This is a genomic window from Streptomyces coelicoflavus, from assembly GCF_045041415.1.
In the GTDB taxonomy this organism is placed as follows: domain Bacteria; phylum Actinomycetota; class Actinomycetes; order Streptomycetales; family Streptomycetaceae; genus Streptomyces; species Streptomyces coelicoflavus.
In genome coordinates, this window is record NZ_CP108218.1 from 2,334,744 (window position 1) to 2,353,409 (window position 18,666).

An 18,666-nucleotide genomic window follows, 5' to 3' on the forward strand; every position below is an offset into this window, starting at 1 on the left:
TCTAGAACTCCCCGCTCCGGTCGGTCCGCAGCCGCTCCAGCACCACCAGGGCCACCGCGCACACCAGCATCAGAATGGTCGAAAGGGCCATCGCCTGGCCGTAGTTCATGTCCCCGGGCCGGCCGAGGAGCCGCGCCACGGCCACCGGCAGCGTCGGGTTGTCGGGCCGCGCGATGAACACGGTGGCCCCGAACTCCCCGAGCGACACCGCGAAGGCGAACCCGGCCGCCACCAGCAGCGCCCGCCGCACCATCGGCAGGTCCACCTCGCGCCACACCCGCCACGGCGACGCGCCCAGCACCGCCGCCGCCTCCCGCAGCCGCCCGTCCACCGCCCGCAGCACCGGCAGCATGGTCCGTACGACGAACGGGACGCCCACCAGCGCCTGCGCGAGCGGCACCAGGATCCAGGACGACCTGAGGTCCAGCGGGGGTTCGTCCAGCGCGATCAGGAAGCCGAAGCCGACCGTCACGGCCGACACTCCGAGCGGCAGCATCAGCAGCGCGTCGAATCCGCGCACGAAGCGGCCCGCGTCGCGCCGGGTGAGGGCGGTCGCGGCCAGCGCGCCGACGACCACGGCGATGGCGGTGGCGGTGGCGGCGTACTGGAGGGAGTTGCCGATCGCCTCGATCGGCGGGACGAGGAAGGCGCCGCCGTCCTCGCGGGTCAGTGCCCGGTAGTAGCCGAAGCCGGACGCGCCCAGCGACCGCTGGACCAGTACCGCCAGCGGCAGCACCAGCAGGACGGCGATGACGCTCAGGACACCGGCGAGCAGCGTCCACTGCCCGGCTCCGCGCGGCCGGCGCGCGGTCGTGGCCGCGTCCACGAGCCGCAGGGCGCTCTCGCGCCGGCGTACCGTCCAGGCGTGCACGGCGAGGACGGCGGCGACGGCCGCGAACTGGATCAGCGTCAGCACGGCGGCCGTGGACAGGTCGAAGACCTGCGAGGTCTGGCGGTAGATCTCCACCTCGAGGGTGGAGAAGGTGGGCCCGCCGAGGATCTGGACGACGCCGAAGGAGGTGAAGGTGAACAGGAAGACCATCAGCGCGGCGGCGGCCACGGCGGGCGCCAGCGCGGGCAGCGTCACCTGCCGCCAGGCCCGCAGGCGCGAGGCGCCCAGCATCCGCGCGGCCTCCTCCTGGCGCGGATCGAGCTGCGCCCAGAGGCCGCCGACGGTGCGGACGACGACGGCGTAGTTGAAGAAGACGTGCGCGAGCAGGATCGCCCACACCGTGGTGTCCAGGCGCAGGCCCCACAGTTCGTCCAGCAGCCCGCCGCGCCCGACCAGGGCCAGGAACGCCGTGCCGACGACGACCGTCGGCAGCACGAACGGCACGGTCACCACGGCCCGCAGGACCTGCTTGCCGGGGAAGTCGAAGCGGGCGAAGACGTAGGCGCCGGGCAGGGCGATCAGCAGGGTGAGCGCGGTGGACGCCAGCGCCTGCCAGGTGGTGAACCACAGGACGTGCCGCACGTCGGACTGCGCCAGCACGTCCCCGATCCGGCCGAGCTGCCAGACTCCGTCCACCTTCAGGCCGCGCGCGACGATGGCGGCGACGGGGTAGGCGAAGAACACCGCGAAGAACGCGACGGGCCCGGCCATGAGGCCGAGCCGCACCGCGCTCCCGCGCGCGGTGCCCGTCGGCTTCACCGCCGATTTCACCGTCTGCTCGCCCTCCAGGCTCACTTCAGTACGAGCGAGGTCCACGACTTGACCCACTGGTCGCGGTTGTCGGCGATCTTCGCCGGGTCCAGGGTCTGCGGGTCCTTCGCCTGCGGCCCGAACTTCGTGAACGCCTCGGGGATCCGCGCGCCCTCCCGCACCGGGTAGACGAACATGTTCAGCGGCATGTCCTCCTGGAACCTCTTGCTCAGCAGGAAGTCGAGGAGCGCCTTGCCGCCCGCGGGGTTCTTGGCGTTGCTGAGCAGGCCCGCGTACTCGACCTGCCGGAAGCAGGTGCCGTCGGCGACGCCCGTGGGGGCGGTGTCCGGCTGCGGGTCGGCGTAGATGACCTCGGCCGGCGGGGAGGAGGCGTAGGAGACGACGAGCGGACGGTCGCCCCCCGCCTTCTTGCCGCCGGACGAGCCGGAGAACTCCTCGTTGTAGGCCTGCTCCCAGCTGTCGACGACCTTGACGCCGTTCGCCTTGAGCTTCTTCCAGTAGCCCTCCCAGCCCCCGTCGCCGTACTGGGCGGCGGTGCCGAGCAGGAACCCGAGCCCCGGTGAGGAGCTGCCCGCGTTCTCGGTGACGAGCAGGTCCTTGTACTCGGGCTTGACGAGGTCGTCGAAGGACTTGGGCGGGGTCAGCTCGTGCTCGCTGAAGTAGGCCTTGTCGTAGTTGACGCAGATGTCGCCCGTATCGACGGGCGTGACCCGGTGCTTGTCTCCGTCGGTCCGGTACTCGGGCCGGACCTGGTCGGAGCCCTTCGCCTTGTACGGCTGGAACAGGCCGTTGTCGAGGGCGCGGGACAGCAGGGTGTTGTCGACGCCGAAGAAGACGTCGCCCTGCGGGTTGTCCTTGGTGAGGACGGCCTTGTTGACGGCCTGCCCGGCGTCGCCGTCCTCCAGGACCTTGACCTTGTAGCCGGACTCCTTCTCGAAGGCGGCGATCACGTCCTTGGACGCGGCCCACGAGTCGTGGCTGACCAGGGTGACGGTCTTGGCGCCGCCGGAGCCGCTCCCGGCGTCGTCGGACGACGATCCGCAGGCGGCCAGGGTGCCGACCATGCCGAGACCGACGGCCAGGACACTGACCTTCTTGGTGATGCTCACTGAATTCCTCCTGGGTGACCAGGAGAAGACGCGGCCCCGCCCGGAACCCCTGGCGAGGGTCCCGGGCAGGGCGCAACAGCTCGAGTGGTGACCGATCTCCCTACCCAGAATGACCTGGGCCAGGTTCGGAGGGTCTGCGGCCGGTGCCGCACTCTCAGCGCTGTGGCGCTCCCCTGTCGGAATATGAAGATGTGACTGTGCTGACGTACTTCCGCCGGTCAGGTTACCGCTCGCTCGCGGCGAGCTGACCACACGCCCCGTCGATCTCCTGCCCGCGGGTGTCCCGGATCGTCACCGGCACACCGTGCGCCGCGATCGCCTCCACGAACGCCTTCTCGTCCTCGGGCCGGGACGCGGTCCACTTGGAGCCGGGCGTGGGGTTGAGCGGGATCAGGTTCACGTGCACGGGCCTGCCCTTGAGCAGCCGCCCGAGACGGTCACCGCGCCAGGCCTGGTCGTTGATGTCGCGGATCAGGGCGTACTCGATGGACAGCCGGCGCCCGGACTTCGCCGCGTACTCGAACCCGGCGTCCAGCACCTCGCGCACCTGCCACCGCGTGTTGACGGGGACGAGGGTGTCGCGCAGCTCGTCGTCGGGGGCGTGAAGGGAGATGGCGAGGCGGCACTTGAAGCCCTCGCCGGTGAAGCGGTGGATCGCGGGGACGAGACCGACCGTGGAGACGGTGATCCCGCGCTGGGAGAGCCCCAGTCCGTCCGGCTCGGGGTCGGTGAGCCGGCGGATGGCGCCCACGACCCGGTTGTAGTTGGCGAGGGGCTCGCCCATGCCCATGAACACGATGTTGCTGAGCCGGGCGGGGCCTCCGGGGACCTCGCCATCCCTGAGCGCCCGCATCCCGTCCACGATCTGGTGCACGATCTCGGCGGTCGACAGGTTGCGGTCGAGACCGGCCTGGCCGGTGGCGCAGAACGGGCAGTTCATCCCGCAGCCCGCCTGGGAGCTGATGCACATGGTCACCCGGTCCGGGTAGCGCATGAGGACGGACTCGACCAGCGTCCCGTCGAACAGCTTCCACAGCGTCTTGCGCGTGGTCCCCTGGTCGGTCGACAGGTGCCGTACGACCGTCATCAGCTCGGGCAGCAGTGCCTCCCGCAACCCCTGGCGCGAGCCTGCGGGGATGTCGGTCCACTGCTCGGGGTCGTGCGCGTACCGCGCGAAGTAGTGCTGCGAGAGCTGCTTCGCGCGGAACGGCTTCTCGCCGATCGCGGCGACAGCCTCCTTGCGCTCGGCGGGCGTGAGGTCGGCAAGGTGCCGCGGCGGCCGCTTCGCTCCGCGGGGTGCGGCGAAGGTGAGCTCACCGGGGGCTGGACGGGCCACGGTCGGACAACTCCTCATGACGGCGGGCCTGTGGCAACCCCCCGCGTCCGCGGGGACAACGGCAGGGCCATGCCGAAGCCAGGAGACCTCACTGGAACACCCCCGCATCGGCGGGGATACACGGAAAGGCCCGCAGCAGATGCCGCAGGCCCTTCCCATGCTACCGGATGGCTGTCAACCCGACCCTACGAAGATCACCAGCAGCAACCACACCACCGGTGCCGTCGGCAGCAGACTGTCCAGGCGGTCCATGATGCCGCCGTGACCCGGCAGGAGCGTGCCCATGTCCTTGATGCCGAGGTCGCGCTTGATCATGGACTCGCCGAGGTCGCCCAGGGTGGCGCTGACCGCGACCGCGAGGCCGAGCAGCAGGCCCTGCCACCAGGTACCGTCCTCGATCAGGAACTGCACGCACAGCGCGCCCGCCGCCATCGCGAACGCCACCGCTCCCAGCAGACCCTCACGGGTCTTGCCGGGGCTGATGCGCGGGGCGAGCTTCTTCCTGCCGAAGCGCCAGCCGACGGCGTAGGCCCCGGTGTCGCTGACGACCGTCAGTATCAGGAAGACCAGAACGCGCCAGGCGCCGTCGTCCGCCGCCAGCATCATGGTGACGAACGTGGCCAGGAACGGCACGTAGAAGGCTGCGAACAGGCCCGCGGTGACGTCCTTGAGGTAGCCCTCGGGCGGCTCCGTCATCCGCCAGACGAGGACCGCGAGGGCCGTGAGGGCCATGGCGATCCACGCCCCCTCGGCGCCCCGCGCGTAACCGGCGACCACCATCGCCGCACCGCCGATGGCGAGCGGCACGAGGGGCGCCTTGATGCCCTTGCGCTCCTCCAGACGCTTGGTCAGTTCCCACAGGCCCACCACGACGGCGATCACGACCACACCGACGAAGACGGCCTTGACGACGAACAGCGACGCGATGATCACCACACCGAGGCCGACACCGACCCCTATCGCGGCCCCCAGGTCGCGCCCCGCGCTCTTCTTCTGCGGCGGCTGGGGCTGCGCCGGCTGCGGGGCGTCGGGCATGGGCTCCGGATTCTGCGGCACCGCCGCATACGGCTGCGCCGACGGATTCTGGTCGCGGTACGGCTCGTCGCGACCGGGCTGGTCGTGGAACGGCTCGTCCCGGAACAGGGGACCGCCCGGCCGAGCGGTCCCCTGGTCGTCGTCCTGGTCTCCGCCGTGTTCGGGTACGTCGGGCACGATGGGCATGGGGCGAGTCTGCTGCGCGTAGTGCGCATCGTACGCGGGACCCGCCGGGGCGGCGCCCCGGACGGGTCCCTGGTCGGACGGCCCCCAGTACCCGGCTTGTGGCGGCGCTCCCCAGGAAGAGTCGTTCATCAGACCTCGAGCAGCTCAGCTTCCTTGTGCTTCAGGAGCTCGTCCACCTGTGCGACGTACTTGGCGGTGGTGTCGTCGAGCTCCTTCTCCGCACGGCGGCCCTCGTCCTCGCCGACCTCGCCGTCCTTGATGAGCTTGTCGATGCCGTCCTTGGCCTTGCGGCGCACGGAGCGGATCGAGACCTTGGCGTCCTCGCCCTTGGCCTTGGCGACCTTGATGTACTCGCGGCGGCGCTCCTCGGTGAGCTCGGGGAACACCACCCGGATGATGTTGCCGTCGTTGCTCGGGTTGACGCCCAGGTCGGAGTCGCGGATCGCCTGTTCGATGTTGCGCAGGGCGCTCTTGTCGAAGGGGGTCACCACAGCCATGCGCGGCTCGGGCACGGAGAACGAGGCCAGCTGGTTGATCGGCGTCAGCGCGCCGTAGTAGTCGGCCACGATCTTGTTGAACATCGCCGGGTGCGCACGGCCGGTGCGGATCGCGGCGAAGTCCTCCTTGGCGACCACGACGGCCTTCTCCATCTTCTCCTCGGCCTCGAGGAGGGTCTCTTCGATCACCACTTGCTCCTGCGTGTCTTGAGTAGGCCCGGCTGCGGTTGCCCTTGCGGGGCGGCGGCCGGCTGCGTCGCGTTCTTCCTGCACGGTTCCCGACCGGCGGGACATTGTCCATCCCCCGGCCCGGTCCCGCCCCGTCCGTCCCCCGGACAGGTGGCGTCCGCGGACGGGGGTGTTCTCCGGTCAGTCCCGGCTGTCCTGGTCACCCACAAGCGTGCCGATCTTCTCACCCTTGACGGCGCGGGCGATATTGCCCTCCTTCAGCAGCTCGAAGACCACGATCGGGAGGCTGTTGTCGCGGCAGAGCGTGACGGCCGTGGCGTCGGCGACCTTCAGGTCCCGGGTGATGACCTCGCCGTAGCCGAGCGCGTCGAACTTCACGGCGTCCGGGTTGGTCTTCGGGTCGGAGTCGTAGACCCCGTCCACGCCGTTCTTGCCCATGAGCAGGGCCTCGGCGTCGATCTCGAGGGCGCGCTGCGCGGCGGTGGTGTCGGTGGAGAAGTAGGGCATGCCCATTCCGGCACCGAAGATGACCACGCGCCCCTTCTCCAGGTGGCGCACGGCGCGCAGCGGGATGTAGGGCTCGGCGACCTGGCCCATGGTGATGGCGGTCTGCACGCGGCAGTCGACGCCCTCCTTCTCCAGGAAGTCCTGGAGGGCCAGGCAGTTCATCACGGTGCCGAGCATGCCCATGTAGTCGGAGCGGGCGCGGTCCATGCCGCGCACCTGCAACTCGGCGCCGCGGAAGAAGTTGCCGCCGCCGATGACGATCGCGATCTGGGCGCCGTCCCGGACGACGGCCGCGATCTCGCGGGCGATGGCGTGCACCACGTCGGGGTCGACGCCCAGGCCCCCGCCGCCGGAGAAGGCCTCTCCTGACAGCTTCAGCATGAAGCGGCCGCGTACTTTGCCGTCGTCGCTCTTCTCGGCATTGGTGGTCATGGAGCTCTCGCCTCTTTTACGTGGTCACACACACGAAGAAGGCCACTGCCGGTGGGGGCGTGTTTCGCATCCCATACGCGGCAATGGCCTCCTCGTCAGATCTGCTGTCGTCCGCCGCCGCGCGCGCGTGCGCCACGGCAAGCGCGTACGGCGCCGACGACTTGCGTCGACCCTACCGGGGTCGCGCGTCCGTCGCGGTACGGACTCAGATGCCGACCTTGATGCGCGAGAAGCGCTTCAGGCTGACACCGGCCTCTTCCAGCACCTTCTGGACGGACTTCTTGTTGTCCAGGGCGTAGGGCTGACCGAGCAGGGTGGCGTCCTTGAAGAAGCCGTTGAGGCGACCCTCGACGATCTTCGGCAGGGCGGCCTCGGGCTTGCCCTCGGCGCGGGTGGTCTCCTCGGCGACGCGGCGCTCGGTCTCGACGACCTCGGCCGGGACGTCCTCCTTGGAGAGGTACTTCGGCGCGAAGGCGGCGATGTGCTGGGCGACGCCCTTGGCGATCTCGGCGTTGGGCTTGTCCAGCTCGACGAGGACACCGATCTGCGGCGGCAGGTCGGGCATCGTGCGGTGCATGTACGCGGTCACGAAGCCGCCGGAGAACTGCGCGAAGCGGTCCAGGACGATCTTCTCGCCGAGGTTGGCGTTGGCCTCGTCCACGTACGCCTGGACGGTCTTGCCGGCCTCGATCTCGGAGGCGAGCAGAGCCTCGAGGTCGGCCGGGGCGGCCTTGGCGACGTGCTCGGCGATGGCCGTGGCGACGTTCTGGAACTTCTCGCCCTTGGCGACGAAGTCCGTCTCGCACTTCAGCTCGACGATGACACCCGAGGTGTTGTCGTCGGCGATGATCGAGACGACGGCGCCGTTCTCGGCAGAGCGGCCCTCGCGCTTGGCGACGCCCTTCTGGCCCTTGATGCGGAGCGCCTCGACGGCCTTCTCGACGTTGCCCTCGGCCTCGTCCAGCGCCTTCTTGCAGTCCATCATGCCGGCGCCGGTGAGCTCGCGGAGCTTCTTGACGTCGGCGGCGGTGTAGTTCGCCATGATTCCGGAATCTCTCTCGAAGTCTGAAGATCTACGGGCCGGACGGCGGGGGCTTCGCGGGCCCCCGCCGTCCGGAACCCGAAGGTGGTGAGGGGTCAGGCCTGCTCGGCGTCCGCGGCCGGAGCCTCGGTGGCGGCAGCCTCGGCGGCAGGGGCCTCGGTGGCGGCAGCCTCGGCGGCAGCCTCGGCGGCAGGGGCCTCGGTGGCGGGGGCCTCGGTGGCCTCGGCAGCCGGGGCGGCCTCGGCGGCAGGAGCCTCGGCGGGCTTCTCGGCGGCCTCGGCGTCGTCCTTCTTCTCGGCCTTCTCGCCCTCGAGCAGGTCGCGCTCCCACGCGGCGAGCGGCTCACCGGCGGCCTTGTCGCCCTTGGCGCCACCGGCGGCACCGGAACGGGCGATGAGGCCCTCGGCGACGGCGTCGGCGATCACGCGGGTGAGCAGGGTGACGGAGCGGATCGCGTCGTCGTTGCCCGGGATCTTGTAGTCGACCTCGTCGGGGTCGCAGTTGGTGTCGAGGATGGCGACGACCGGGATGTTGAGCTTCCGGGCCTCGCCGACCGCGATGTGCTCCTTCTTGGTGTCCACGATCCAGACGGCGCTGGGCACCTTGGACATCTCGCGGATACCGCCGAGGGTCTTCTCCAGCTTGGCCTTCTCGCGGGAGAGGACCAGCAGCTCCTTCTTGGTGAGGCCGGAGGCGGCCACGTCCTCGAAGTCGATCTGCTCGAGCTCCTTCAGGCGCTGAAGGCGCTTGTAGACGGTCGAGAAGTTGGTGAGCATGCCGCCCAGCCAGCGCTGGTTGACGTAGGGCATGCCGACGCGGGTGGCCTGCTCGGCGATGGCCTCCTGCGCCTGCTTCTTCGTGCCGACGAACATGACCGTGCCGCCGTGGGCGACGGTCTCCTTGACGAACTCGTAGGCGCGGTCGATGTACGACAGCGACTGGAGCAGGTCGATGATGTAGATGCCGTTGCGCTCCGTGAAGATGAAGCGCTTCATCTTCGGGTTCCAACGGCGGGTCTGGTGACCGAAGTGGACGCCGCTTTCCAGCAGCTCCCGCATCGTGACGACGGCCATGGCCGTATCTCCTTGATTTTCTCGGTTGTGCCGCGCGAGCCGGACGGCTCCCGCGCCTGACGCCCGGATGCGCCTGCCCTGAGGGACCGAGGGGCGCTGACACGGACCTGTGCGGGCCTCGTGTCGGGGCGTGCGAAGTCGACCCGGTGACCCGGATCGCCACCAGAAGTGTACGGGACCCGCGGGGTACCGGGTGACGCGGCTGTCCACAACCGGGGCGCGGTCCACAGGGCCGGGCGGTGATCGGCGCGGGCGCGGGACGGTGTCCGCATGCGAACGAGGCGATGGGTGAGTGCGTGGACCCGGCTGGTACTGCCCCCGGCCGTCCTGGGCGTCCTGGGCGTCCTGGCCGTTTCGGGTGTCCTGGCCGTTCTGGCCGTGGAGCCGCCGCGGCCGGAGTCGGGGGCGGCCGCGGTGACGGTCGCGGCGGCGGGCCGGGCGGTGCCGGCGGCCGGGGTGCCGGACGCCTCGCGGAGGGCACCGGACCCGGTGGTGCCGGACCCGGTGGTACCTGCTCTGGCCCGTCACTGGCCGGTCGGGGACCGGCCCGCGGTCCTGCGGGGCTGGGAGCCTCCGGCGACCCCGTACGGGCCTGGCCACCGCGGGGTGGACCTCACCGCGGCGGGCGGGGCGCCGGTACGGGCGGTGGCCGCGGGGCGGGTGTCGTTCGCGGGGCCGGTCGCGGGCCGGGGCGTGGTCTCGGTGGAGCTGGCCGGTACGGGAGACCCGCCCCTGCGGACGACGTACGCGCCCGTCGAGGCGGCGGTGGAGGAGGGCGACGAGGTCGCGGCCGGCGAGGTGCTCGGCACGGTGCAGCCGGCGGGCTCGCACTGCACGGGCTGCCTGCACTGGGGCCTGCTGCGCGGCGACGTCTATCTGAACCCGCTGTCCCTGCTCCCGCCGTGGCTGCTGGACGCGGGTCCGTCGAGGCTGCTGCCGGTCCTGGGGGTGCCGGTGCCCGGCCGGGCGGGGATCAGCCCCGAACGCCCCGCAGCACCATGGAGACCGCCGCCTCCGTGATCGCCGCGGGCTCCTCCGCAGCGCCCAGCTCGATGCGCCGTACGGCCGCGTCCACGACGCCCTGGAGGAGCATCGCCGCCAGCCTCGGCTGGTCGTGCCCCAGCTCGCCGAGCGCCTCGACGATCATCGCGACCAGCCCGCCGTGCGCGGCGCGGATCTTCTCCCGCGCACCGGCGTCCAGCTCGCTCGCGGAGATGGCCACGACGGCCCGGTGCCGCCGGTCCCCAACCAGGTCGAGCTGGGTGCGCACATACGCCTCGATCTTGGCCCCGGGAGCCGTCTCGCGCTCCATCGCCGCCTCGACCTCCGCCGCCCAGACGGGGAAGTCGACGGCACACAGCTCCTCGACCACGGCCGCCCGCGACCGGAAGTACTCGTACACGGACGACCGGGCGAGACCCGTCCGTTCGGCGAGGGCGGGGAAGGTCAGCGCCTCCGTTCCGCCGTCGGACAGCAGGGAGCGTGCCGCGTCCAGCAGGGAGGCACGCTGCATCGACCGGTGCTCGGCCACAGAGGCCGCTCGAATCCTTGGCACGTCACCACTTTACGGACGCGGCACCCCGGACGGGAGTCACTCCCCGGCCGGACGGCCACCGGCCGCTGCGCCGCTCCCGGCGCGCCGCGTACCGAAACCCCAGGTCATCGGCCGAAACCGGCCAGCTTGGCGCGGAGCTGCAACACCGACTTGGTGTGAATCTGGCTGACTCTGCTCTCGGTCACGCCGAGCACGTTCCCGATCTCGGCGAGCGTGAGGCCCTCGTAGTAGTACAGGGTGACGACGGTCTTCTCCCGCTCCGGCAGGGTGTTGATCGCCCGGGCCAGCAGCCGGCGCAGCTCCCGGTCCTCGGCGACCTCCACCGGGTTGTCGGCGGCGGTGTCCTCCAGCGTGTCCATCAGACTCAGCCGGTCGCCGCCCTCGCCGCCCGCGTGCAGCAGCTCCTCCAGGGCCACCACGTTGGCCAGCGACAGCTGGCTGAAGACCGCGTGGAGGTCCTCCACGGCGATCCCCATCTCCACGGCGACCTCGCTCTCCGACGGGGTGCGGCGCAGCCGTGCCTCCAGCGTCGCGTACGCGCGCTCCACGTTGCGCGCCTTCTGCCGCACCGACCGCGGGATCCAGTCCAGCGCCCGCAGTTCGTCGATCATCGCGCCCCGGATCCGGGTGATCGCGTACGTCTCGAACTTGATCTCGCGGTCGACGTCGAACTTCTCGATGGCGTCGATCAGCCCGAATACTCCGGAGGAGACGAAGTCGGCCTGCTCGACATTGGACGGCAGTCCCACGCTGACCCGGCCGGCCACGTACTTCACGAGGGGCGAGTAGTGCAGGATCAGCTGTTCCCGCAGCCGCTCGTCGCCGGTCGCCTTGTACGACCGCCACAGCTCGTCGAGTGTCGAGGGGGCGGACGGTCGCACGCTGCCACCGTCGCGGGCGGCTGGGGGGATCGCCGCCCGGTCGGACCCGGAGGTGTGCTGGGGCATTCGTCGCCTAGTGCCGTTTCTGCCGTGATGTCGTGTGCCTGAGGCCGCCGGTCTGCTTTCTGGTTGTCGCCTGTCGTCGGCCGTCTGCGTGGGGGTCATCGTGAGCGTAGCGTGACTGGGCCGTCGCGGTGTGCGAAGGAGTGGGCGGGGACCCTACGCAGATACGTTCCGCCGAACGCTCTACAGGGGGGACGATGATCGCTCAGGGTGATCATTCGAATACCCCAACTGCCGGAATCCCCACGGGCGTCGGGCTTCCCCCGGACGGCCGAACACGGTGCGTCAGCGCGGGCTGCGACCACCGCGAATCGAGATCATCGCCTGGCGTGTCAACTTCCAGCCGTCGCCGTGTCGTTCGACGTAACCAAGCGCTCGAAGCTCGTACAGTCTCGCGGTCGCGTCGTCGCCGGTGGTCTGGGCACGGCGTGCCACCTCCGCCGCCGTCGCCGTCCCCCGACCGGGGAGCCCTGCCAGCACCTGGCGGGTCCGGGGCTCCAGCAGGTCGGTGGGGAGAACCGGCCCGCGCCGCTCCGGAGGCAGCTCCCCCATGTCGCCGACCAGTTCGACCACTTCGGCGGCGTCGCCGACGAGCACCGCGTCACCGCGCAGCAGTTCGTGCACCCCCGCGGAGAGCGCGCTGGTCGCCGGTCCGGGCACGCCCATCACGTGCCGGCCCAGACGCCGGGCCGCACGGGCGGTGACCAGCGAACCGCTGCGGTAGGCGGCCTCGACCACCACGGTGCCCCGGGTGAGCGCGGCGATGACCCGGTTGCGCAGGACGAATCTGCTCGGCGTCGGGTGATCGCCCGGCGGCAGCTCTCCGACGACCAGGCCCTGCTCGGCGATCCTGGTGATCAGCGCGGTGTGCCCGGGCGGGTAGGGGCGGTCGACCCCGCAGGCGAGCACCGCCGCCGTGGCACCGCCGGCGCCCAGGGCACCCCGGTGTGCGGCGCCGTCGACGCCGTAGGCACCGCCGGACACCACCACCCAGCCCCGCTCGGCCAGGCCGGCGGCGAGGATGGCGGCCATGTGGGCGCCGTACTCGGTGCAGGCACGGGCGCCGACGACGGCGACCGACCTCAGCGCCCACATGCGCAGACTGGGTGCGCCCCGCACCCACAGCCCGAGCGGCCGGGCATCACCGAGGTCGTCGAGTTGCCCCGGCCACTCGGCGGTCCCGGGGACCACGAACCGCGCGCCCGCGGACCGGGCGACGGCCAGGTCACGACGCGGGTCGGCCAGGCCCGCCCGGGCACACAGGCCCGCCCACCGCTTCTCGCTCACCCCCGGCAGGGCGCGTCCGCGCTCGCGCAGGCGCCGCGCCACTTCCAGGACGCCGCGCTCCCGCACCCACCGGCCGCCCGTCTCGTCGCCGGGTTCGAGAACCCGGGTGAGGAAGACCCGGCCGAGCAACTCGCCCTCGGCCGCCGTGTTTCCCGGCGCCGTGCTCCTGCCGCCGCGGACGTCGGTGCGGACGCCCGCGACCCCACCCCCTCCACCGGCTCCCGCATCCGCGTCCGCGCTTGCCTCTGCCTGCCCGCCGACGGCGGGGAACCCGACGGCGGCACCTCCCACGGCCACGGCGTCCGCCCCCGCCGCGCCGGACCTCACCGCCGGGCCGGGCATCCCGGCCGCAGGGGTCGGCCCGGCCGACAGGTCGTCGCCCCCCGCGCCGCCGATCTCGGTCCCGTCCCCCTCCACCGGGTCGGCCCTCCTCTCCCGACCGCTTTCCCGGAGCACAGCGCGCGTCACCGCGTCGCCCTCGCCCGGAACACCGCCGCCCAGGGAGTCGCCCTCGCCCGGATCACCGCCGCCCAAGGAATCACCCTCGGCCTGATCACAGCCGCCGAAGGACAGGGCGTCGTCGCGGAAGAGGGCGTCCTTCCCCGGCTGCGCCGCGTCGGCGTTCATGGCGCCGTCCCCCGGCGGCCCGGCTCCCCGGCTCACGTCAGTGCTCCCAAAGCCATCGGAACGCCCCTCGGCACCCCGGTGCGCAACTGCAGTGCCAGGGCGACGTCCCCCGCTTCGGGGCGGTCGTGGCCGACGAGGTCGGCGACGGTCCAGGCGACGCGCAGGACCCGATCGAGTCCGCGGGCGGTGAGCACGCCGCGTTCCAGGCTGCGCTCCGCCTCCTCCAGCGCCCCGGGCGCGGCACGCCAGCGGCTGCGCAGCTCACGGCCGGGCACCTCGCTGTTCGACCGCCACGGCGTGCCCGCGAGGCGCCCGGCAGCCCGCTCCCGGGCCGCGCGCACCCGGTCGGCGACGGCCGCGGTGGAGTCGCCCCGGGGTCCGTCCCCCGCCAGCTGGCTGCGTGTGACCCGGTCCACCTCGACCCGCAGGTCGACCCGGTCGAGCAGCGGCCCGGACAGCCTGGCCTGGTAGCGGCGGATCGCCGCCGGCGAGCACTCGCACAGCTCGTCGGTCCGCGAGAACCGCCCGCAGGGGCAGGGATTGGCGGCGAGCACCATCAGGAACCGCGCCGGGAAGCGCACCACGCCCGCGCTGCGCGCGATGACGACGTGCCCGGCCTCCAGCGGCTGGCGCAGAGCGTCCAGCGCGTGACTGCTGAATTCCGGTGTTTCGTCCAGAAACAGGACGCCCCGATGGGCCAGCGACACCGCTCCCGGCCGCGCGATGCCGGGGCCGCCGCCGACGAGCGCCTGCATCGTGGCGGAGTGGTGGGGAGCGCAGTAGGGGGCCACGTCGATCAGTGGCTTGCCCGGCGGCAGCAGCCCCGCCACCGAGTGCACGGCGGTGACCTCGAGGGACTCCGCACGGCAGAGCCGGGGCAGGATGGCGGGCAGTCGTTCGGCGAGCATGGTCTTGCCCGCGCCGGGCGGGCCCTCCAGGAACAGGTGGTGGCGACCGGCCGCGGCGACCTCCACTGCCGTGCGCGCCGACTCCTGTCCGACGACGTCGGCGAGGTCGTGGCTGTGCTCGTGACCGTGGTCGTGCTGGGCCGCTCCGATGCTGTGCATTCCGGTGGCCGCGCCGGTGCCGGGCATCCGCAGGCCGGCCATGAGCGGGTCGGGGCGGCCCTGAAGGTCCTGTTCCTCCTCCGGCACGGGTTCGTCGGCGAGGACGGCGATCAGCTGGCGCAGGCTGCGCACCCCGAGCACGGACACTCCCGGCACCAGGGACGCCTCGGCGGCGGCGCACTCCGGTACGACCACCTGTTCGTAGCCGGCCTCGGCCGCGGCGAGTACCGCAGGCAGAATGCCGCGCACCGGCCGCACCCGGCCGTCCAGGCCCAGCTCGCCGATCATCACGATGTCGGCGAGCACCCGCGGGTCGATCCGTTCCGCGGCGCCCAGGACGCTCGCGGCGACGGCGAGGTCGAAGCCGCTGCCGCTCTTGGGCACCGAGGCCGGGCTGAGGCCCACCGTCAGCTTCTTCTGGGGCCACGCGGCACCCGAGTTCACCACGGCCGCCCGTACCCGGTCCCGGCTCTCGGTGAGGCTTTTGTCCGGCAGCCCCACCAGCGTGAACGCCGCCACGCCCGGTTCCAGGTCGGCCTGGACCTCGACCACCACGCCCTCGACGCCGACGAGCGCCACCGAGCACGTACGCGCGAACGCCATCACGCCACCCCCCGGGCGTGCTCGACCACGGGGGCGCCGCGCTGCGGGAGGAGCACGCCGACCAGGTCGATGCGGACGCCGCCGGGCGGGGCTCCTCCGTGGGTCTGGATCCAGCGCTCGGCGAGCCGCCGCAGCCGCTCCGCCTTGTCCGGGGTCACGGCGGCCATCGGGTGCTCGAAGGAGCCGCCCCTGCGCGTCTTGACCTCGCAGACGACCAGGACGTCGCCGTCGCGGGCCACGATGTCGATCTCGCCGGTCCTGCCGCAGCGCCAGTTCCGCTCCAGGACGGTCATTCCGGCTCCGGCCAGCCGGCGGGCGGCGAGCGTCTCGCCGTACTTGCCCAGCGCACCTCGTGCGTTCATGTCGGCACCACCTCCGGCACCAACGATCACGCAAAAGCCCTGAGGCCATCACTCACGGTGAGCTACTCACCGGTTGTGGACAACTCCGTCACCCGCCCGGGAGCTCCAGGTCGCTCTTGTTCAGCTCCTCGATGTTCACGTCCTTGAACGTCAACACCCTCACCTGCTTGACGAACCGGGCCGGCCGGTACATGTCCCACACCCAGGCATCAGCCATGGAGACCTCGAAGAACACCTCGCCCTGGACCGAGTGCACCTGCATCTCGTAGTCATTGGTGAGGTAGAAACGCCGCTCGGTCTCGATCACGTATTTGAACAGACCGACGACGTCGCGGTACTCCCGGTAGAGCTTGAGCTCCATCTCGGTCTCGTACTTCTCGAGGTCCTCGGCGCTCATGGCATGTTCCCCTTCAGCCGTGCGGTCACCCCATTGTGCGCCAGTCCCGCGCGCCCCTAGACGATTTCGGTGTCCAGGGTCACCGGACCGGCCGGGGGACCTTCGTCGAGCAGCGTGCGCAGCAGCCCGGCGAGTCTGGTCGGATACACCGTCTCACGTGCCCGGGTCAGTTCCTCACACGTCCACCAGCGCGCTCCGGCGACGCTGCGCCGCTCCAGTTCGGTCAGGCCGGGGCCGACCGCCTCGGTGGCGGTCCGGGCGGTGCGGGCCAGGTAGTACCACTCGTCCTGGTCCCAGCGGCGGCCCGCGAAGGGGAAGGAGCACCTGCGCCGCCACAGCACCGGGCCGAGTTCGACGTCGGTGATGCCGGTCTCCTCCAGGAGTTCGCGCCGGGCGGCCTCCTCACGGGTCTCGTCGCCCTCCACACCTCCGCCGGGGGTGAACCACCAGTCGTCGGCCGGGTCGTCCGGTTCGTGCCCGTGCAGCAGCAGGATGCGGTCCTCCGGGTCGAGCAGCACGACCCGGGCGACCCGGCGCAGGCCGCCCTCGTAGGTGTCCTGCCCCGCCGGCGTCACCTCAGCGCCCACCGGCCGGCTCCGCTCCCTTGCGGGCCCGGGAGGCCCCCGCGCGCTGGGCGAGCGGACCGTAGGCCGCGCCGCCCAGGATCAGCACGGCCCCGGCGATCACCAGGACGACGACGGTTCGCAGCGGCCCCGGCGAGGACAGGTCGCCCAGCGTCTCGAAGCCGGTCGGCCGCTCCAGCATGCCGTTCATCGGCCAGGCCACGGCGTCCACGCGGGCGTCCACGGAGCCGCGCGACACGGTGCCGCCGGCCGCGTCGGTGAGGTGGGCGGTGGAGTCGACGGAGTTGTCGCGCTCGTCGCCGAGCAGGAACAGGCGGCCCTCCGGGACGGTCACCGTCTGGAAGTCGCTGATCTCGGCCGGGGTGCCGGCGGGCAGGTACGGCTCGTCGATCACCTTGCCGTTGACCTTCAGCTTGCCCTTCTGGCAGCAGGAGACGGTGTCCCCGCCGACGGCGACGACCCGCTTGACCATGGGGGCGTTGGCCCAGGTCGCGTCCTTGAACACGACGACGTCACCGCGGCGGACGTCGGCGCCGTCGATGCGCTGTGCCAGGACCCGGTCACCGGCGTCGATCGTCGGCGTCATCGAGCTGGTCGGCACGGTGTAGGGGCGGTAGACCACCGCACCCCAGGCGAAACCGCCGAGGAACAGCACCAGGCCCAGCGCCACCGCGATGCCGGACAGCCGCTGCCCGGTCCGGCCGCCCACCGCGCCCTTGTTCGCTCCGCCGCCGCGCGGGGCCGTACGTGTCGTGCTCTCGCCACCCATGGAGCCGCACCTTACCCGGCGGTACGCCAACGGGGCAGCCCCCTCCCGGGGAGGCAGATTCCAGGGATCGTCGCAACACAGTGATCAACTGGTTGTCGCCAGGAGCTTAGCGAGGCGCTCGGCTGGGGTTTCCCAGCCGAGCGTCTTTCGCGGTCTGGCGTTGAGCTCGGCCGCGACCGTGTCGAGGTCCTCGCGGCTGTGCTGGGCGAGGTTGGTGCCCTTGGGGAAGTACTGCCGGAGCAGGCCGTTGGTGTTTTCGTTCGAGCCGCGCTGCCAGGGACTGCCGGGGTTGCAGAAGTAGACCGGCATGTCGGTTGCCGTGGAGAAGACGTGGTGGCTGGCCATCTCGTTGCCCTGGTCCCACGTCAGCGACCGCCGCAGGTGGGGCGGAAGTTGGGCGACGGTCTCGGCCAGGGCCTTGTGAAAGTGCTCGGCTTGGTGGCCGTCCGGCAGGTGGACCAGCATGACGTACCGGGTGGCGCGTTCGACCAGGGTGCCGATCGCGGACTTGTGCCGGGCGCCGACGATGAGGTCCCCCTCCCAGTGCCCGGGGACGGCACGGTCGGCGGCCTCGGCCGGCCGGTCGCTGATCATCAGCATGTTGCCGGTGAACCGCGGCTGGCGCTTGGCGGCCTGGCGGTGCGGCCTGCGGCGGACCCGCCCAGAACGCAGGGCCCGGGTCAGTTCTCGCCGAAGTTCTCCGCGGCCCTGGACGTAGAGGGCCTGGTAGATCGTCTCGTGGACCACGTGCATCTCCGGCCGGTCAGGGAAGCGTCTGCGCAGAGCGTGGCAGATCTGCTCCGGGCTCCAGCGCTTGGTGAGATGGTCCTGGATGAAGTCTCGCAGCTCCGGGTTCTGGCCGATCCTGCCCGGCTTGGGACGTGGCCGGCGGGCGTCGGCCCGCCGCTGGGCCGCGTGGGGCCGGTAGTACCAGCGGCCGTCTGGCAGGACGCTGCGGTTGCGCCGGATCTCGCGGCTGATCGTGGACGGGCTGCGGCCCAGCTCCGCCGCGATGGCGCGGACGGTGGCCTTCTCCCGTACCCGGTCGGCTATGTGGATTCGTTCGGTTTCCGTCAGAAAACGCGAAGGAGCGCCCGAGGCCACCCGCACGATGTGCGCAGGTGGCCTCGGGCGCTTTTTGCGTCCTTCGGGCCGGCCGTTCCTCCACTCGCGGCCGGTCCGGATGTTGATGCCGACGAGCTTGCTCGCCTCTTTGTTGCTGTAGCCCAGGTCCACGAGCCGGAAGTATTCCTCCCGCTCACGCCGGAGCTTCGCCCCCCTGGTCTGCTTGTCCTTCCGGATCTCGAAGCCCATCGAGCACCCCTTCAAGCTGGGGTGTTGCAACGACCACTAGAACGGAAGGGACCGGAAGGGGGCTCTTGGAACCGCGGCGGATCCGGCG

At 71.6% G+C, this 18,666-nt stretch carries 18 protein-coding genes and 1 riboswitch; of the genes, 1 reads left to right on the plus strand and 17 read right to left on the minus strand.

What is annotated here, in order from left to right:
- Position 1: 1 nt before the first annotated feature.
- From OHA99_RS10065 to rpsB, 8 genes are all read right to left on the minus strand, one after another.
- Positions 2-1,708: an ABC transporter permease gene (locus OHA99_RS10065; RefSeq protein ID WP_405695437.1), complete on the minus strand. Its 1,707-nt coding sequence runs from the start codon at positions 1,706-1,708 to the stop codon at positions 2-4.
- On the minus strand, positions 1,684-2,772 hold the full coding sequence (locus OHA99_RS10070; RefSeq protein ID WP_405695439.1) for a thiamine ABC transporter substrate binding subunit: 1,089 nt from the start codon (positions 2,770-2,772) through the stop codon (positions 1,684-1,686). Before OHA99_RS10070 ends, OHA99_RS10065 begins: the two co-directional genes overlap by 25 nt.
- Positions 2,773-2,851: 79 nt before the next feature.
- Positions 2,852-2,957, minus strand: a riboswitch (TPP riboswitch).
- Positions 2,958-2,995: 38 nt separating this feature from the next.
- The gene (gene rlmN, locus OHA99_RS10075) at positions 2,996-4,108 is read right to left on the minus strand and encodes a 23S rRNA (adenine(2503)-C(2))-methyltransferase RlmN (protein WP_228126098.1); all 1,113 of its coding nucleotides are present in this window, start codon (positions 4,106-4,108) and stop codon (positions 2,996-2,998) included.
- A 174-nt stretch (positions 4,109-4,282) separates the two neighbouring features.
- Entirely contained in the window at positions 4,283-5,458 is a 1,176-nt protein-coding gene (locus OHA99_RS10080; protein ID WP_153177741.1) for a phosphatidate cytidylyltransferase, read from the minus strand.
- On the minus strand, positions 5,458-6,015 hold the full coding sequence (gene frr, locus OHA99_RS10085) for a ribosome recycling factor (protein ID WP_153177742.1): 558 nt from the start codon (positions 6,013-6,015) through the stop codon (positions 5,458-5,460). The genes OHA99_RS10080 and frr overlap by 1 nt, the downstream gene beginning before the upstream one ends.
- A 180-nt stretch (positions 6,016-6,195) precedes the next feature.
- A complete protein-coding gene (gene pyrH, locus OHA99_RS10090) occupies positions 6,196-6,954 on the minus strand; it encodes a UMP kinase (protein ID WP_153177743.1) in 759 nt (252 codons plus the stop codon).
- Between the two features lie 205 nt (positions 6,955-7,159).
- A complete protein-coding gene (gene tsf / locus OHA99_RS10095; protein WP_153177744.1) occupies positions 7,160-7,996 on the minus strand; it encodes a translation elongation factor Ts in 837 nt (278 codons plus the stop codon).
- Positions 7,997-8,091: 95 nt separating this feature from the next.
- On the minus strand, positions 8,092-9,069 hold the full coding sequence (gene rpsB, locus OHA99_RS10100; RefSeq protein ID WP_405695444.1) for a 30S ribosomal protein S2: 978 nt from the start codon (positions 9,067-9,069) through the stop codon (positions 8,092-8,094).
- A gap of 270 nt (positions 9,070-9,339) precedes the next feature.
- On the opposite strand from rpsB, the gene OHA99_RS10105 reads away from it, so the two are divergent.
- On the plus strand, positions 9,340-10,089 hold the full coding sequence (locus OHA99_RS10105) for a murein hydrolase activator EnvC family protein (protein WP_381499487.1): 750 nt from the start codon (positions 9,340-9,342) through the stop codon (positions 10,087-10,089).
- On the opposite strand, the gene OHA99_RS10110 is transcribed toward OHA99_RS10105, so the two are convergent.
- From OHA99_RS10110 to OHA99_RS10150, 9 genes are all read right to left on the minus strand, one after another.
- Positions 10,043-10,600 (minus strand): TetR/AcrR family transcriptional regulator, encoded by a 558-nt coding sequence (locus OHA99_RS10110; protein WP_153181729.1) that lies wholly within the window; start codon positions 10,598-10,600, stop codon positions 10,043-10,045. The two genes, OHA99_RS10105 and OHA99_RS10110, sit on opposite strands and share 47 nt — an antisense overlap.
- 128 nt (positions 10,601-10,728) lie before the next feature.
- Complete coding sequence (whiG, locus tag OHA99_RS10115) at positions 10,729-11,571, minus strand: RNA polymerase sigma factor WhiG (protein WP_007444904.1); 843 nt, start codon at positions 11,569-11,571, stop codon at positions 10,729-10,731.
- Between the two features lie 282 nt (positions 11,572-11,853).
- Positions 11,854-13,146 (minus strand): DNA-processing protein DprA, encoded by a 1,293-nt coding sequence (gene dprA, locus OHA99_RS10120; RefSeq protein WP_405698933.1) that lies wholly within the window; start codon positions 13,144-13,146, stop codon positions 11,854-11,856.
- Between the two features lie 368 nt (positions 13,147-13,514).
- On the minus strand, positions 13,515-15,152 hold the full coding sequence (locus OHA99_RS10125) for a YifB family Mg chelatase-like AAA ATPase (RefSeq protein WP_153177747.1): 1,638 nt from the start codon (positions 15,150-15,152) through the stop codon (positions 13,515-13,517).
- Entirely contained in the window at positions 15,152-15,514 is a 363-nt protein-coding gene (locus OHA99_RS10130) for a YraN family protein (RefSeq protein WP_164383086.1), read from the minus strand. The genes OHA99_RS10125 and OHA99_RS10130 overlap by 1 nt, the downstream gene beginning before the upstream one ends.
- 88 nt (positions 15,515-15,602) lie before the next feature.
- Complete coding sequence (locus OHA99_RS10135; protein WP_003965949.1) at positions 15,603-15,911, minus strand: DUF2469 domain-containing protein; 309 nt, start codon at positions 15,909-15,911, stop codon at positions 15,603-15,605.
- A 56-nt stretch (positions 15,912-15,967) separates the two neighbouring features.
- Positions 15,968-16,498, minus strand: a complete 531-nt coding sequence (locus tag OHA99_RS10140; protein ID WP_167468312.1) for an NUDIX hydrolase — start codon at positions 16,496-16,498, stop codon at positions 15,968-15,970.
- Complete coding sequence (gene lepB / locus OHA99_RS10145) at positions 16,488-17,264, minus strand: signal peptidase I (RefSeq protein ID WP_381586924.1); 777 nt, start codon at positions 17,262-17,264, stop codon at positions 16,488-16,490. Before lepB ends, OHA99_RS10140 begins: the two co-directional genes overlap by 11 nt.
- Before the next feature lie 84 nt (positions 17,265-17,348).
- Positions 17,349-18,578: an IS30 family transposase gene (locus OHA99_RS10150; protein ID WP_405694274.1), complete on the minus strand. Its 1,230-nt coding sequence runs from the start codon at positions 18,576-18,578 to the stop codon at positions 17,349-17,351.
- Between the last annotated feature and the right edge of the window lie 88 nt (positions 18,579-18,666).

What these genes read in the sequence shown, in the direction of transcription:
- tsf (WP_153177744.1), bottom strand. Translation starts at nt 7,996, where the DNA reads ATGGCGAACTACACCGCCGCCGACGTCAAGAAGCTCCGCGAGCTCACC.
- whiG (WP_007444904.1), bottom strand. Translation starts at nt 11,571, where the DNA reads ATGCCCCAGCACACCTCCGGGTCCGACCGGGCGGCGATCCCCCCAGCC.
- OHA99_RS10125 (WP_153177747.1), bottom strand. Translation starts at nt 15,152, where the DNA reads ATGGCGTTCGCGCGTACGTGCTCGGTGGCGCTCGTCGGCGTCGAGGGC.
- OHA99_RS10105 (WP_381499487.1), top strand. Translation starts at nt 9,340, where the DNA reads ATGCGAACGAGGCGATGGGTGAGTGCGTGGACCCGGCTGGTACTGCCC.
- pyrH (WP_153177743.1), bottom strand. Translation starts at nt 6,954, where the DNA reads ATGACCACCAATGCCGAGAAGAGCGACGACGGCAAAGTACGCGGCCGC.
- OHA99_RS10080 (WP_153177741.1), bottom strand. Translation starts at nt 5,458, where the DNA reads ATGAACGACTCTTCCTGGGGAGCGCCGCCACAAGCCGGGTACTGGGGG.
- lepB (WP_381586924.1), bottom strand. Translation starts at nt 17,264, where the DNA reads ATGGGTGGCGAGAGCACGACACGTACGGCCCCGCGCGGCGGCGGAGCG.
- OHA99_RS10150 (WP_405694274.1), bottom strand. Translation starts at nt 18,578, where the DNA reads ATGGGCTTCGAGATCCGGAAGGACAAGCAGACCAGGGGGGCGAAGCTC.
- OHA99_RS10135 (WP_003965949.1), bottom strand. Translation starts at nt 15,911, where the DNA reads ATGAGCGCCGAGGACCTCGAGAAGTACGAGACCGAGATGGAGCTCAAG.
- rpsB (WP_405695444.1), bottom strand. Translation starts at nt 9,069, where the DNA reads ATGGCCGTCGTCACGATGCGGGAGCTGCTGGAAAGCGGCGTCCACTTC.
- OHA99_RS10130 (WP_164383086.1), bottom strand. Translation starts at nt 15,514, where the DNA reads ATGAACGCACGAGGTGCGCTGGGCAAGTACGGCGAGACGCTCGCCGCC.